This window comes from Mycobacterium asiaticum, assembly GCF_001673365.1.
Taxonomy (GTDB): Bacteria; Actinomycetota; Actinomycetes; order Mycobacteriales; family Mycobacteriaceae; genus Mycobacterium; species Mycobacterium asiaticum_A.
The window spans coordinates 114,309-129,427 of the sequence record NZ_LZLS01000191.1; the positions used below are offsets into that span (position 1 = coordinate 114,309).

Below are 15,119 nucleotides of genomic sequence, written 5' to 3' on the forward strand. Positions count from 1 at the left end.
CTTGAAGCGCTGGTCTGCGAGATGCGGCGAGACCATCGCTGTCGGGTTCGCGAAACCGACCTTGTGGTGAGGCAGTCGACACTAAGTAAGAAGAACCTACACAGCCCCTCGTACATTGAAATTCGTGGTGGTCCTCAGTCTCGGGGGAGGTCGTCGCCGAGCGCGTCCTCCTCGCCCCAATCCTCCGCACTGTTGAGAGGATCCTCGGACGTGTCGTTGAGGTTGTCGAGGTACTGACGAACGTCGAGGACTGGCTGATGCTTCTTGAAGTCAGGCTCGTGTGCTTCCGGCGCGTGAATGGCGCCCTGCCACGCAGCAGCGCTGCGGTATGCCTCGATCGCCTCGAGAACCTCGCTGGGTGTGCGGTGCGGGTACTCATTGGTGACTAGGCCGGGGTTGTCGCCGTTCCCGAACGCTTTGGCGAGCAGTTGCTCAGGAGTGGCGGCCTCCAACGACCGCGCGATCGCGAACACCGGGTAGGGCCTGCCGCCCCAGACACCCTTGAGAGAGTGCGTTCCGAGGAGGTATGCCGCACGGCCGCGCTTGGTTTTGTCGTCGTTGTAGTGCTTGAACAGAAGATGAGCGACCTCGACGGTCAGCACGAAGTAGCTGCGCGCGGCAAACTTAAGGACGCGGAATCCAGTGTCAATGCTCGGACCGACGAAGTCCATAGCGAAGTTGATGCCGAAGGCCTCAGCGGTGTCGGCACTGTTGAGTGTCGCTTCGTTCGTCTCCTCCACGTCGATCTGCGATCCGCCGTCGGAGATCTGGATTGTGCGAGGGATCGCAACACGACGATCGGGTGCAGGGACGGTCGCTAAGAACGCTCCTCCTTTAAGCGTCATCGGTGTCTTCCCCAGCAGGTGTTGGATCTCGAACTCGAGCATCGTGGCTGTCCACGCGTCAATGGCATCGCTGCACTCTTGCTCCGACTGAATCGTGACCAAGAAAATCAACTCGTCGCCAATGGCCTTCCACAGCGAGAGACGGTCCCTCAGAACCGGATATGAGTCGGTAATTTTGTTTGCCAGCAGCGAGGGAAACTCGCTGTAGAAGGCGAGGAAAGTCGCAATCCATCCGCCTTCGCTCTTCTGCTTGAACTGGGTTGAGTTCTGCAGATCGCAGGAGAGGAAAAGTATGGAACCGTCTTGATTGAGGCCAGCCGCCATCAGGTGATGAGGTCGAGATACTCGGCGCGGACCTTCGCCGCCGGGACTGATACCTCGAAGTGCTCAGCGACCGGCACGAGGTTGCAGCCCTGCCGGACGAACACATCTTTGAAGTGGTCCGCGGGCATCAAGAGGTTCGACGCGAACACATTTGCCTGAGTCTCGGCGACGTTGCTGCCCAAGCGCGTGAACGTGGATGTTCGCTCACCGACACGATGATTTCCAGGGGCTCGGTAGTGCAGGAAGTAGTGGCCCAGCTCATGGGCAATCGTGAACCTGTCACGCAGCCGTGAAGTGTGCGTAGGGATGATTACAGTGAAATCACCCGGCTCCCGCACTTCGAGCGACTCAGCGCGGTTGTCGACCTCGATCTCACCACCAAGCTTCTTGAGCAGTGCATGTACGTCGACATAGCCACATTCGTTGATGACTTTGTGTTCGTGTGCGATCTGCTCGGCATACATCGCGATCGCCGAGTACGACAGCCTCGATCGCGGTGCCTCTACTGCACCCTCACTCATCACACTCATCGCGTGCACCTCCACCTCAATCATCCCGCGTTCTTCGGCGGCGTGTAGTGCGAGTTGCATCGCACCTGCGCCGGCTCTTGGACGGGGTGACTGGGTATTCGCGTATCGGTACTGCGGAGACTAGTGCGCCAGGCCCGCCGCCGACACTAGACACTCTGCCCATCAAAACGACCTCAGCTTAAGGCGAGGCGCCGACATTGGCGGAGCCGCGAAAGCTGGCTACTTGGCGACGGTTACCGCGTCAGCCCTCATGCGGCGCTGTCCAATACCCGCGCGCGGACAATATCGACGGTCGGTGCCGCCATTATTGTCACCGCCGTCGCCGACGGCCGGCGTTCAGGGGATCAGCGACTGGATGTCTTTGACGTTGCTGCTGATCGCCGACAGCACAGTGAGCGCTCCGACCCCGCCAGCAATGGTGGCCAGCCCGATGTCCGCCGCGAGCGGGTAGCCGATCGCGTTGATCAGATTGCCCTGGGCGAGTTGCTGCAAGAAGAGCTGGGCGTTGTAGAGCGGCATCGCCGTTGCGAACGACAGGCCTATGTCGGCCATGGGCAGCAACACCGCGTAGTCGGTGGAGATGATCGTCGCGGCCGTGTTCACGATCTTCTCTGGCGTGGGGAGGTTCGCCGCGGTGGTCATGAGATCGGTGGGCGTCGGTGCCGCGAACCTCGGCAAGGTCGGCGGGTTTGCCGCCAAGTGCTGGAGGTCGCGCGTGAAGTCGTTGACGCCCTGTTGGACTCCGGCAGCCAACGCGTTGGCGACGACGTCCGGGGACACCTCCGGGAACAGACCGAACGGAGTGGGCACGTCGGCGTAGCTCGTCGAGTAGCCGTGGTAGGGGTCGCCGTAACCGAGGTTGACCATCACCTTCAGGCTCGGCTGGACCAGGTTGGCCAATGGGTCCCCGATCACCGGCAGCGCTCGCAGCGGCGCCAGCAGCGGCAGGTTCTCGGTGGGAATCATGTAGTAGCTGGTGTTCCCGGTGTAGCCGGGTGAAGTCTGTAGCTGAACAGCGCTGTCGACGTGGGCCGCGGTGAGCTGGAAATAGGTGGGGTGCACGAAAATAATGCCCGCGAGCGCGTTGAGGTCGGAGATGAAATTCAGCGGGTAGCGGGGGAAGTCGGCGAAGCCGTCGTATTCGAGGGTGTAATTGGCCACTGGGTAAGGCGTGTTCGAGGGTGTCGCGCCGTAGAAATCCAGCCCCAGAGCCGGCAGTGACAAGCCCGGGAAGCGCGACAGCATGCCGCCGTTGGGGTTCATTTCGTTGCCGGTCAGCACGAAGTTGAGCTGGCCGAGGTACGGATTACCCATCGCCGCGAGCTTCTGCATTTCCAGCGACGCGATGACCGCGCTCTGCGATATGCCGAAAACGGTGACCTTGTTCGCGGGGTTGGCGAGTTGTTCCGTGAGGGTGTTGTGCAGGATGGTCAACCCCTCCTGCACCGACGCATTCAGCGTCATGCTCCGCACCCCGGTCAGCGGGTAGAGCTCTTCGGGCGTGACGAGTGGGAAGGGGACGGTGGGATTCAGGACGTCTGGCCGGATGTAAAGGCTCAGAGCTCCATCGATCAGTTTCTGTGTCGGGATCGGAACTCCGGTGCCGCCCATGATGATTGACACCGGATTGGGCGGGAACGGCGGGAGCGCGGCGGCGGTAGCCCCCAGGGCCGGTGCGGCGGGAGCTGCCAACAGTCCCTGCAGGCCGGTGGCGATAGCCGCCTCGGCGTTCGCGTAGGTGCTCGCCGCCGCGGCTAGCGACTGCTGGAATTCGCTCTGGAACGTTGCCAGCTGAGCGTGCAGAAGTTGGAACTCGTCGCCGTACGCGCCAAACAGATTGGCGATGGCAGCCGATATCTCGTCACCGGCCGCGGCCAGCACGCGTGAAGTGGGTCCCGCCGCCGCCGCGCTGGCCGCTTTGAGCGCCGATCCGATCCCCTCGACATTCGTAGCGGCCGCCGCCATGATCTCTGGCTCAGCAAGCAGAAACGACATGGGCACAACCCTTCTCATCGACTTAGCCACGAAATAGCGCGGAATAAACGATCGGCACCCTATCTGAGCCGGATCAAACTGGTCGTCAGCGTAGAGGGATATCGCGGAACTGTCTGGCGTTTAGCGTCAGCTCAGGCCGTGCGATCAGGAAATCAAACTCGTCATTGCCAGGATGATGGGGACCTGGTCTGGCCGACGCATTGGCGCGACAGTGGCAGGCGCTCGCCAGGCCCGCCGCCCCCGCTATCCGAACGCTGCCGACGGATTCAATCGATGCCCGATGGTGCCTCTGACTGGCCGGCTGGTCTTGGCCAAATCCAAAATCGCAACGCCGTCAACATGTTAATTTTGGGCCGTCCGGCCAGTTTGCTAGGCCGTCGGCTTCCACTAAAGAAACGGGTCTCAATATGTCGTTGGTGGCGATCCCGGAAGTGCTCGCTTCGGCCGCCGTGGATGTCGCCGATATCGGTTGGGTGCTGTGGAGTGCAGCTGGTGCGACGGCGTCGCCGACCACCCAGTTGCTGGCCGCCGCCCAAGATGAGGTATCGGTCGTGATTGCTGAGGCATTTGCTGGCTATGGCCGCCAGTACCAGGCGCTAAGCGCTCAGGCGGCGGTCCTTCACAACGAGTTCGTCCAAGCGCTCGCCGCTGCGGGTGCGGCGTATGCCGGTGCCGAGGCGGCCAATGTGTGGTCGCAGGCGCTCGAGCGCGACGTGTTCGGTGCGATCAACGCGCCCACCCAGTTGTTGTTGGGGCGCCCGCTGATCGGTAATGGCGCCAACGGGACGGCGGCTCATCCCGATGGTGGGGCGGGCGGGTTGCTGTACGGCAATGGCGGCGACGGTTATTCGCAGACCGCGCCAGGGCTGACCGGCGGCGCCGGAGGTGCTGCTGGGTTAGCGGGCCGCGGCGGTGCCGGCGGAACCGGCGGCGTCGGAGCCGCGGGTGGCGCCGGTGGCGCCGGCGGATGGCTTATCGGCGACGGCGGTCCCGGTGGCGGTGGCGGGGCGGGCGCCACATCCGGCCAGAGCGGCGGCAACGGCGGGACTGGTGGACGAGCGTGGCTGATCGGTCAGGGAGGCGCCGGTGGGGCAGGCGCTGCGGGTGCGGCCGGCGAGGCTGGTAGCGCGGGCAGTTCACCCGGTGATCCTGGTGGTGCCGGTGGCACTGGCGGCTTCGGTGGGGTCGGCGGTGCTGGCGGTGCAGGCGGTCAGCTGATCGGGTCTGGCGGAGCCGGTGGCGTCGGTGGGGACGGCGGCCTGGGTGGTGCAGGTGGGTCCGGTGCGACCGGCGCGGTCGGCGGCAGCCCGGGTGCCAACGGTCTAGCCGGGGGAGCCGGCGGTGAGGCCGGTGCCGGCGGGAGCGGGGGCGCCGGCGGCGTCGGCGGGGCTTCGGGCCTGTTCGGCCACACCGCGACCCAAGGTGCCGGCGGAAATGGCGGGAAAGGTGGTGACGGTGGGGCACCTGGTGATGGCGGGGCGGGAGCGACCGGCACCTACGCCAACAATGGCACCGGAATCGGCGGCGTCGGCGGTGCCGGGGGTAACCCCGGAAAGGGGGCGTCAGGTGGAGCCGGCGGGGCCGGTTCGGTTACCGGTGTCACTGGTGCCGACGGCCATACCCCGACCACTGGCGGCAACGGTGGAATTGGCGGCAAGGGCGCCGACGGCCTGGTGTTTGGCCAAGACGGCGGCGCTGGCGGCGTTGGAGGAGCTGGCGGCAATGTCGGAAACGGTGGGACCGGCGGGACCGGCGGCACCGGTGCCGGCGGAGCCTTCAACACCAACGGCACCGGTGGTACCGGGGGTAGCGGCGGCACCGGCGGCGAGGGAGGTGCTGGCGGAGCCCATGGCGGTAGCGGAGGGCTCGGCGGCGCCGGCGGCACCGGCTCCGCTGGTGGCAATGGAATCAACGGCGGCTTTGGCGGCAACGGCGGCGCCGGCGGAACCGGCGGCAGCGACTATATGGGCAACACCGCCAACCAAGGCAACGGCGGCAATGCTGGCGCCGGCGGCAACAGCATCGCTAGCAGCGGAGGCACCGGCGGCACCGGCGGCACCGGCGGCAACGGGTATGCAGGCGGCAATGGCGGCAATGGCGGCGACGGCGGCAACGGTGGTCGCGCAGGGCTTGACGGCTCTGGGGGTGCCGGTGGCGAAGGCGGCACGGGCACTGGCGGTAACGGCGGCACCGGCGGTAACGGAGGCACCGGCGCCGCTGGCGGGCACGCCGGCTCCGGCGGCCACAGCGTCAGTGGCAACGGCGGCCAAGGTGGCAACGGCGGCAACGGTACAAACGGCGGCGACGGCGGCAACGGCGGCGCGAGCGACTTTGGCGACGGCGGCGACGGAGGCAACGGCGGCAACAACAACGGTGACATATTCGGGAACGGCGGCAATGGCGGCAATGGCGGCAACGGCACAAATGGCGGCAACGGCGGCGCTGGCGGCATCAGCGGTGCCGTCGGCACTGGCGGTACCGGCGGCACCGGTGGGAACGCCAGCGCGGATGGCCATGGCGGTACCGGCGGCACCGGCGGTGAGGGCCGCGGCACCTGGGGCAACGGTGGCAATGGTGGCAACGGCGGTACCGCCGGTGACGGCGGCACCGCCGGCGACGGTGGCAATGGCGGCACAGGCGGGATCAGCAACGGGGGCACCGGCGGCAACGGCGGCAACGGTGGCAACGGTGGCAACGTCGGTGACGGCGGCACCGCTGGTGACGGCGGCGAAGGCGGCCAAGGCGGCACTGGAGGCACCGGAGGCAACGGCGGCAACGGCGGCAACGGCGGCATCGCAGGCGACGACGGCACAGCGGGAGGCGGCGGGAACGGCGGACATGGCGGCAGCACCGTCGGAGGCAACGGCGGTACCGGCGGCACCGGTGGCAGAGGCGGTGCCGGCGGCGGTGTCGGCCTGGGCGGTACCGCCGGCACCGGGGGCACCGGCGGCGACGGTGGCGATGGCGGCAACGGCATCGACGGCGTCAACGGCGGGGCCAGCGGCTACGGCGGTGATGGCGGCGGTGGCGGCAGCTCGGTCGGCGGCACCGGCGGCACCGGCGGCAACGGCGGTAACGCCGGCAGAGGCGGTGGGGCCGGTAGACCCGGCGCCAGCAGCGGAGCCGGCGCCACGGGCGGTAACGGCGGTAACGGCGGGACCAGCATCGGCGGCACCGGCGGCACTGGCGGTAACGGTGGTAACGGCGGTAACGGTGGCAACGGCGTAGGCGGCGCCGCCGGTGGCAATGGCGGCGCTGCCGGCGCTGGCGGCGTCGGCGGCACCAGCATCGGCGGTAACGGCGGCACCGGTGGCAATGGCGGTGCTGGCGGTAACGGCGGTGTGGGCAACGGCACCGGCGGCACCGGTGGCAACGGCGGCGCCGGCGGCTTCGGCGGCACCAGCACCGGCGGCGTCGGCGGTACCGGCGGATCCGGCGGTACGGGTGGCAACGGCAACTTCAACGCCGGCGGCACCGGCGGCGATGGCGGCGATGGCGGCGACAGCGTCGGGGGCGGCTCGGGCGACTCGGGCCAGCCCGGGTACCCCAACTCAGGCCGCAATGGCGGAGCCGGTGGCGTGGGCGGCGCTGGCGGGACGCCGTAACGACGCCATGTTTCGGCAATCCCCTTGGCAAACCAGGACTGGTCTTCGTGCCGGGTCAGCCCGATGGATAAAAAGTGGCGCCTCAGAAAGTGAGACTCTGCAAATCCTGGGTGATTTCCATGGCCGCTTCCACAACCGCGATGAACTCGATCATGGCGCCTAGCGCGGCCAGACCGGTCGTGGCCGCGAGCGGCAGCTGTATCGCGTCGACGAGGTTGCCCTGCGCGAGCTGGCTCAAGAACAGCGTGGCGTCGTAGGCGGGCATGGTGGTTGCGAAGGCGGTGAGCAGGTCGGCGGTCGGCAACAGCACTGAGTAGCCGGTGGAGACAACCGAGGCCAGTGTGTTGGCAATGTTCACCGGGGTGGCGGGCACCGGGGGCGGCGGTGTCGGCGCGTACTGCTGGATCAGCGGTGGGAAGGCTGGCGTGGGTATCACGGGCGGTGTTGTGAGCGCGACCGGCACGGCGGCCGCGAAGTCGTTGAGGCCTTGGTGGGTTCCGGCGATGAGCGCATTGGCGATGACGTCCGGCGGGACTTTCGGGAACAACCCGAACGGCGTTGGCACGTTCGCAGGACTGGTCGAATAGCCGTAGTTCGGGTCGCCGTAGCCGAGGTTGACGATCACCTTCAAATTAGGCTGTACCAGCGCGGCGATGGGATCGCCGATGACCGGGATGGCCCGCACCGGGTCCAGTAGCGGCAGGTCCGGATGCGGGATTATGTAGTACTTGTTGTTCGTCGGGCCCTCGGTCGGCAGCAAGGTGGCTGAGGCTATCTGGTCGGGTGTGAGGTCCGCATAGGTGGTGTGGACGGTCAGAATGCCGAACACGGCATTGATGTCGGACAGGATGTTGAGCGGATAGCGCGGGAAGTCGGCGAAGCCGTCGTATTCGAGCGTGTAGGTGGTCGTCTGATACGGACCGTCCGGAGTGGCTCCGTAGAAGGGGAGGCCGATGGTGGAAATGTTCAGCCCCGGGATCCGGGCCAGTATGCCGCCGTTGGGATTCATCTCGTTGCCGGTCAGGATGAAGTTGATCATGCTGGGATCCGGCATGTTCGGCCCGAGGGAAATGTAGTGCTGCATCAGCAGCGACGAGATGATGGCGCTCTGCGAGTAGCCGAAGACGGTGACGTGATTGCCGGCGGCGAGCTGCTCTGCGACGGCGGTGTTGAGAACCTGCAGCCCTTGCTGCACCGAGGTCACCAACGGCAGCGAGCGCACGCCGGTGATCGGGTAGAGCTGCTCGGGTGTTACCAGTGATGACACGCTGGGGAACGACGGCAGGAACAACTCGTTGATGGCCGCGAGGTACTTGGGGGTGGGTATCGGCATTCCGGTGCCGCCCATCACAATTGCGACGTCGAGGCCGCTGGGCACCCCTACGACCGGCGTGACGAGTCCGGTGGTTGCCCCTTGCACCAAGGCCGCGGTATTGATCGCCTCGGCATTGGCGTAGTAGTTCACCGCAGCGGTCAGCCGTTGCACGAATCCGTCGTACAAGGCGCCGAGTTGCCGGTTGACCGACTGGAATTCGGCCCCGTGCGCACCGAAAAAGCCCGCGATAGCCGCCGACACCTCGTCGGCGGCGGCGGTCATAATCGCGGTCGTGGGAGCTGCCGCGGACGCGGCCGCCTCGCCGATCAGCGAACCGATTCCGGTCAACTCCGTCGCCGCAGCAGCCAGCGCCGGCGGCTGGGCGACTACATACGACACCCGTCGAGGGTAAGTCGATTCCGCTGCGCTGTCCGGACTTTGGGCCTAGCTCATAGGGTTCAGCCGAGCAACGCGCCGCGCAGCCTCGTGACGTCCGCCGCGGTGATTCCCGCTTCACGCAGGTAACCGTCCAGCGATCCGAAGGACTCGTCGATCGTCCGCCATGCGGCCGAGAGGTACTCGGCGCGGACACCGAGCACCCCGTCGGACAACCGCGCCTTGGTGAAAGTGATCACTTCCGGTGTCAGCTCGACGTCGGGGCGCTGCGCGATCATGTCGGTGATCCGGTCGCGCAGCTGCGGCACGGCATCGTTGCTGCGCAGGTAGTCGGCCACGATGACGTCGCGATCCATACCCACCGCTTCCAGCACGGTGGCAATTACGAAGCCGGTGCGGTCCTTGCCCGCGAAACAGTGGGTGAGCACCGGACGCCCGGCGGCCAGCAGGGTGAATACCCGGTGTACCGCGCGTTGTGCTCCGTTGCGCGTAGGGAATTCGCGGTACTCGTCGGTCATGTACCGCACGGCGTTGGCCTCGATCGCCTCGTCGGATTCGTCGGATTCGCCGTTGGTGAGCAGTCGCTTGAACGCGGTCTCGTGCGGTGCCTCGTCTGGGTCGTCGCTCTCGGCTTGATTGCCGGAGTCATCGGCTAAGTCGGGGAAGGGCAGCAAGTGGACGTCGACGCCGTCGGGCACCTGGCCCGGACCCCGGCGGTTGAGTTCGCGGGTGGAACGCAGATCGGCGACATCGGTGATGCCGAGCCGGCGCAGGACGGCGCGGCCGTCGTCGTCCAGGTTGCTCAGCTCGCTGGACCGGAACAGTCGGCCGGGACGCAGCGCCGCCGCGCCGTCGGCAACGTCACGAAAGTTCCACGCGCCCGGCAGTTCTCGGTCAGCCATGACGGGTGACCGCGGCTGCGAGCCCGGACTGCTCCCGGCCCAACTCGGTGCGGGCGATGGTGCGCATGTGCACCTCGTCGGGACCGTCGAAGATCCGCATCGCGCGGTGCCAGCCATACAACCGGGCCAGCACGGTATCGTCGCTGACCCCGGCGGCGCCGTGCACCTGGATGGCGCGGTCGATGACGTCGCAAGCCACCTGCGGGGCCACGGCCTTGATCTGCGACACCAGCAGATGCGCGGCCCTGTTGCCATGCTGGTCGATCGTCCACGCCGCCTTCTCGCACAGCAGCCTGGCTTGGTCAATCTCGTTGCGGGACTTGGCAACTGCGTGTTGCACCAAGCCCTGGTCGGCGAGCGGACGACCAAACGCGATGCGGTTGTTGGCGCGGTTCACCATCAGGGCCAGCGCTCGTTCCGCTCCGCCCAACGCGCGCATGCAGTGGTGGATGCGGCCAGGCCCCAGCCGCGCTTGGGCGATGGCGAAGCCGGCCCCTTCCTCACCGAGCAGGTTGGTGGCCGGCACCCGCACGTTGTCGTAGATGATCTCGCAGTGTCCGTGCTGGTCCTGCCAGCCGAACACGCCAGTGGAGCGGACGACGGTCACACCCGGGGTGTCCATCGGCACCAGGACCATCGACTGCTGCTGGTGGCTGGCCGCATCGGGGTTAGTGCGACCCATCACGATCAGGATCTTGCAGCGCGGGTCCGCGGCACCGGAGGTCCACCATTTGCGGCCGTTGATTACGTAGTCGGAGCCGTCGCGCACGATGGAGGTTTCGATGTTGCGGGCGTCGCTGCTGGCCACCGCGGGCTCGGTCATCGAAAAAGCGCTGCGGATCTCGCCGTTGAGCAGCGGTTCCAGCCAGTCCTTGCGCTGCTGCTCGGTGGCGAACAGGTGCAACGTCTCCATGTTGCCGGTGTCTGGCGCCGCACAGTTGAGCGCTTCAGGCGCGATCTCCAGGCTCCAACCGGTCAACTCGGCCAGCGGGGCGTATTCCAGGTTGGTCAGCCCAGATTCGTCCGGCAGGAACAGGTTCCACAGGCCACGCTCTTTGGCTTTGACCTTCAGTTCCTCGATCACCGGCGGAACGGAGTGGTCACCGGGACCGGCCTGGTGGCGGTACTTGTCGTAGTCGGCCTCGGCGGGAAAGACGTGTTCCGTCATGAAGTCGGACAACCGCTGGTGGTAGTCGCTGGCTTTGGCAGACATTGCGAAGTCCATGCCCGCCACGATATGACAGCGGTCGCCACTCCCCGCGAGCAGACGCAGAATCGCACGTGGGAGCGCTCTGTAGTGCGATTGTGTGTCTGCTCGCGGTAGAAAAGAGGGATGCCTGCGCCGTTGCCGCCCTTCACGCACGAAACCGCGCTGCAGAAGGTTCAAGCCGCCGAAAACGCTTGGAACACTTGCGACCCCGAACGGGTCAGCCTGGCCTACACCGTCGACTCGCGGTGGCGGAACCGCGACGAGCACGTCGTGGGCAGAGCGGAAATAGTCGCGTTCCTTACCCGCAAGTGGCAGCGCGAACTCGACTATTCACTACGCAAGGGTTTGTGGAGTTTCCACGACAACCGCATCGCCGTGCGGTTCCAATACGAATGCCACGACCGGACCGGCCAGTGGTTCCGAAGCTACGGCAATGAATTGTGGGAGTTTGACGCCGAAGGGCTGATGGCGAGGCGGGAGGCCAGCATTAACGACGTCCCGATCGCCGAATCCGAGCGCCGATTATTCGGCCCCCGCCCCGCGGACGAGCACGGCCGGGACTTTCCGCTTTGGTGAAGCTGTGGTGATCTAGACGGGCGGGTAACCCGGCGGCGGGTAGCCGTTGCCGGACTCGACACCGCGCAAGCCCCAGGTGAGATAGCTGAAGAAGAACTCGATCTCGTCGCTTCCGTCGTAGTCAGGACTCGGGTCCATTGCTCCACCTCTCGACTGATGATCGACTCGCGACTGGCGCTGCTTAATCGAGTCTAGTCCTATCCGGGTCGGGGCGACAGGCGCGGTCTTGCATAAACTGTCCAACTAGTTGATTGATAATTAGTCGTGTCGGGGGTCGGCCGGGCCCCTACCGACAGTGACGTAAGTGAGAACAGATGGCATCCGGAAATGGCCTGACGCGCCGGGAGGAACTGCTAGCTGTCGCCACCAAACTGTTCGCGGCCCGCGGCTATCACGGCACCCGGATGGACGACGTCGCCGACGTCATCGGGTTGAACAAGGCGACGGTGTATCACTACTACGCCAGCAAAGCGTTGATTTTGTTCGACATTTACCGCCAGGCCGCCGAGGGCACTCTGGCCGCCGTGCACGACGACCCGTCCTGGACCGCACGCGAGGCGCTCTACCAGTACACCGTGCGATTGTTGACGGGTATCGCCAGTGACCCCGAGCGTGCTGCTGTCTATTTCCAGGAGCAGCCCTACATCACCGAGTGGTTCACCAGCGAACAGGTTGCCGAGGTTCGGGAGAAAGAAGCTCAGGTCTACCAATACGTGCACGGCCTCATCGACCGGGGCATCGCCAGCGGCGAGTTTTTCCAGTGCGACTCGCACGTGGTGGCGCTGGGATACATCGGGATGACCCTGGGCAGTTACCGATGGTTGCGACCGAGTGGACGCCGCACCGCAAAGGAGATTGCGGCCGAGTTCAGCACGGCGCTGCTGCGCGGACTGATTCGCGACGAGACGGTCCGCTCGACCAGTCCGCTGGGACCTTAACTGCGCTCAGTTGAAGATCGGCGGGATGATGTGCAGCACGTCCCCGAGCGCACCTGACAGGGTGGAAAGTAGCGTCACCGGGGGTTGGCTGAGCTGCGGGCCGAGGTAGAAGTTCAAGCCCGGGTTGGTGGACGGGACCCAGGGGTAGCTGTCCGGGAAGTACTCAGGTCCCCAGAGACCCGCCTGCACACCGATCTCCACTGCGGCGCCGTAGGGCGCCTGCAGCAGACCCTTGCCCAGGTAATACCCGACGTTCCAGGGGTTCGGAATGTTGATCAGCCCGGCGGGGGTGGGCAGATCGGCATATCCGTAATCGGAGTAGCCCAGGTCGACCATCACCCGCAGCGGCGGCTGCAACAAGTCGGCAAACACCGGGCCGGCATAGGGGATGTCGCGGATCGGCTGCAGCAGCGGCAGATCCTGCGTCATGAACATGAAGTAGTCGGTGTTGCCGGTGTAGCCGGGTGACGTCGGCAACGGGACGGCGGTGTTCGCTAACAACGCGGGGTACTGGTTGTGCACGTAGAAGTAGCCCATCACCGCATTGATGTCGGCCAGGATGTTGGTCGGGTATTGCGGCGCGTGCGCGATGCCGTCGTACTGGGCGGTGAAGATCTGGGTCGGGTAAGGGTTGCTGGCCGGGGTGGCGCCGTTGAACGACACGTCCAGGATGGGGATGTAGAAGCCTGGGAAGCGGGACAGCAGACCGCCATTGGGGTTGTTGCCGGCGGCCGCCATGATGAAGGACAGGTCGGGCTGATAAGGCGAACCGGCCGCCATAAGCGCCAGGATTTCGTTGTTGATGATCGAGGCGCTCTGCGAGTAACCGAACGCCACCACTTGGTTGCCGTTGGTGATTTGGGTATGGATCGCGTTCTGCAGGGCGGCGACGCCCTTGGCGACGGACTGGTTGTAGGTCATGTTGCCGAGGTCGGGTGTGATCGGCCAGAACTGCTCGGGTGTGGGCAGGCCCGTCGGGATATAGCCGGGGAAAAGCTTCTGGATCCAGTTCTTTTGGATGTCGGCGATGTACTCGGCGAAGGGCAGCGGGTTGCCGGTGCCACCCATGATCAAGGCGATTCCGGCCGCCGGTAAAGCAGCCCCCGAGGCCGCCGAAACGCCGCCCCCGAGCAGTGACTGGACCGGAGCGTTGATCGCATTGGTCGCGCTCGCCAGAGCCGCGTTGGCGGCGAATTCGGCTTGCGCATAAGCGCTTCCGGCAGCCGTGAGCGCCCGGGTGAACTCGGTTTGGAACGCCGCCGCCTGCCGGATGACGGCCTGCGATTCTTCGCCGTAGGCGCTGAAGAACCTGGCGATCGCCGCGGAAACCTCGTCTTGCGCGGCAGCCACCAGGCCCGATGTCCGGCCAGCGGCGGCCGTGTTGGCAGCGTGGATCGCAGCGGCAATCCCGTCGACTTCGGTCGCCGCTGCGGCCAGCGTCTCAGGGGTGGTGAAAACGTAAGACATCTCCCCGTCCTTCCCCGCCATTCGTAACCGCGGGTATTAGGTAATGATCAGAGGGTAGAACGGTTGTGTCGCGAATTCCGGTGTTTGAACAAGCTTCTTACTCGGGAGTTAGATAGCGGCTCGAAGGTGCTTGTCGAGGAACGCGATCTGGTCGGTGATGACCCGTTCGAAAGCATCGTCGACGTAGATGGCGAAGTGCCCTTCGGGGTACGTCTTGATCTCGCCGCGTGGAGCTTTCGAGGCATACCGCAGTGTCGGACCGGCTGGTGCCACCGAGTCGGTTTCGCATACGCAGAACAGGATCGGGCAGGAGATTTTTGCGGTGCTGCGGCCCGGACGGTAGAGCAGGACTTTCATCCCGATGCGCGCAGCTACCTCGTTGGGCAATTCAACCCCGTCCGGGACCAGTCGTAGATATCCGTCGTAGGCATCCGGCGCCGTCATCAACGCCACCTCGCCCGGCCTGCCCGCCGTCGGGATCATCACCGGAGGCTTGCCGCGCCGGGCCGCGATGATGTCGCGTACAGCGAGCGTTGTGACTCGCGTGGCGGTCACCGGGTTGATCGCTCCGATCGAGGCCAGGCCGTCGGTGAACGGGCATTGCGCTACGGCCGCGGCGATGCCCGGCAGCCGTGCCGCCGAGGCGATCACGTGACCACCACCAAAAGAGGTGCCCCACAATGCGATTCGATTGGAGTCGATACCGGGCAGGGTGCGTGCGTAGTCGACGGCGGCAGCCCAGTCGTCGAGCTGCTGCTCGATGTCGAGTAGCTGGCGAGGCTGACCCTCGCTATCACCGAAGTGGCGGTAGTCGAACACCAGGCAGGCGTAACCCGCCGCGCTGAATCGTTCGGCGTACGCGTCGAGTCGCATAGTGCGCACCGCGCCCAAGCCGTGCGCCATCACGATGACCGGAACCTCGCCGCCCGCGTCGGCATCGCCGACGGGGCGGTACAGCCAAGCGCTGATCTGGTCGGTCCCAGAGGTGAATCGCACATCCTCGCGCTGCGCCATAG

At 65.8% G+C, this 15,119-nt stretch carries 12 protein-coding genes; 3 read left to right on the plus strand and 9 right to left on the minus strand.

Annotated elements, in window-relative coordinates; translation table 11 throughout:
- Positions 1-134: 134 nt before the first annotated feature.
- The 3 genes from A5634_RS21880 to A5634_RS21890 all read right to left on the minus strand — a co-directional run bounded on the left by A5634_RS21880 (position 135) and on the right by A5634_RS21890 (position 3,694).
- Complete coding sequence (locus tag A5634_RS21880; protein ID WP_065146112.1) at positions 135-1,169, minus strand: hypothetical protein; 1,035 nt, start codon at positions 1,167-1,169, stop codon at positions 135-137.
- The gene (locus A5634_RS21885; RefSeq protein ID WP_065146153.1) at positions 1,169-1,699 is read right to left on the minus strand and encodes an ImmA/IrrE family metallo-endopeptidase; all 531 of its coding nucleotides are present in this window, start codon (positions 1,697-1,699) and stop codon (positions 1,169-1,171) included. Before A5634_RS21885 ends, A5634_RS21880 begins: the two co-directional genes overlap by 1 nt.
- Before the next feature lie 336 nt (positions 1,700-2,035).
- Positions 2,036-3,694, minus strand: a complete 1,659-nt coding sequence (locus A5634_RS21890) for a PE family protein (protein ID WP_065146113.1) — start codon at positions 3,692-3,694, stop codon at positions 2,036-2,038.
- A gap of 407 nt (positions 3,695-4,101) precedes the next feature.
- Here A5634_RS21890 and A5634_RS21895 point away from each other — a divergent pair, with 407 nt between their 5' ends.
- Positions 4,102-7,299 carry a PE family protein gene (locus tag A5634_RS21895; protein ID WP_065146114.1) on the plus strand — a complete coding sequence of 1,066 codons (3,198 nt, stop codon included), beginning with the start codon at positions 4,102-4,104 and terminating at the stop codon, positions 7,297-7,299.
- A gap of 82 nt (positions 7,300-7,381) precedes the next feature.
- Here the strand turns inward: A5634_RS21895 and A5634_RS21900 are convergent, their stop codons facing one another.
- Genes A5634_RS21900 through A5634_RS21910 form a run of 3 tightly spaced genes read right to left on the minus strand, consistent with a single transcriptional unit; the run spans position 7,382 to position 11,125 of the window.
- Positions 7,382-9,013 carry a PE family protein gene (locus A5634_RS21900; protein ID WP_065146115.1) on the minus strand — a complete coding sequence of 544 codons (1,632 nt, stop codon included), beginning with the start codon at positions 9,011-9,013 and terminating at the stop codon, positions 7,382-7,384.
- Positions 9,014-9,072: 59 nt separating this feature from the next.
- Positions 9,073-9,912: a tyrosine-protein phosphatase gene (locus A5634_RS21905; protein ID WP_065146116.1), complete on the minus strand. Its 840-nt coding sequence runs from the start codon at positions 9,910-9,912 to the stop codon at positions 9,073-9,075.
- Complete coding sequence (locus tag A5634_RS21910) at positions 9,905-11,125, minus strand: acyl-CoA dehydrogenase family protein (RefSeq protein WP_065146154.1); 1,221 nt, start codon at positions 11,123-11,125, stop codon at positions 9,905-9,907. Before A5634_RS21910 ends, A5634_RS21905 begins: the two co-directional genes overlap by 8 nt.
- 120 nt (positions 11,126-11,245) lie before the next feature.
- On the opposite strand from A5634_RS21910, the gene A5634_RS21915 reads away from it, so the two are divergent.
- On the plus strand, positions 11,246-11,698 hold the full coding sequence (locus A5634_RS21915) for a DUF1348 family protein (protein ID WP_065146117.1): 453 nt from the start codon (positions 11,246-11,248) through the stop codon (positions 11,696-11,698).
- Positions 11,699-11,710: 12 nt separating this feature from the next.
- Here the strand turns inward: A5634_RS21915 and A5634_RS28385 are convergent, their stop codons facing one another.
- Positions 11,711-11,836 (minus strand): hypothetical protein, encoded by a 126-nt coding sequence (locus A5634_RS28385; RefSeq protein WP_155769647.1) that lies wholly within the window; start codon positions 11,834-11,836, stop codon positions 11,711-11,713.
- Positions 11,837-12,012: 176 nt separating this feature from the next.
- Here A5634_RS28385 and A5634_RS21920 point away from each other — a divergent pair, with 176 nt between their 5' ends.
- Positions 12,013-12,636 carry a TetR/AcrR family transcriptional regulator gene (locus A5634_RS21920; RefSeq protein WP_065146118.1) on the plus strand — a complete coding sequence of 208 codons (624 nt, stop codon included), beginning with the start codon at positions 12,013-12,015 and terminating at the stop codon, positions 12,634-12,636.
- Between the two features lie 6 nt (positions 12,637-12,642).
- On the opposite strand, the gene A5634_RS21925 is transcribed toward A5634_RS21920, so the two are convergent.
- Together A5634_RS21925 and A5634_RS21930 are read right to left on the minus strand one after the other, a co-directional pair.
- Positions 12,643-14,103 (minus strand): PE family protein, encoded by a 1,461-nt coding sequence (locus tag A5634_RS21925; RefSeq protein ID WP_065146155.1) that lies wholly within the window; start codon positions 14,101-14,103, stop codon positions 12,643-12,645.
- Between the two features lie 108 nt (positions 14,104-14,211).
- Positions 14,212-15,117: an alpha/beta hydrolase gene (locus tag A5634_RS21930; protein ID WP_065146119.1), complete on the minus strand. Its 906-nt coding sequence runs from the start codon at positions 15,115-15,117 to the stop codon at positions 14,212-14,214.
- Positions 15,118-15,119: the final 2 nt, after the last annotated feature.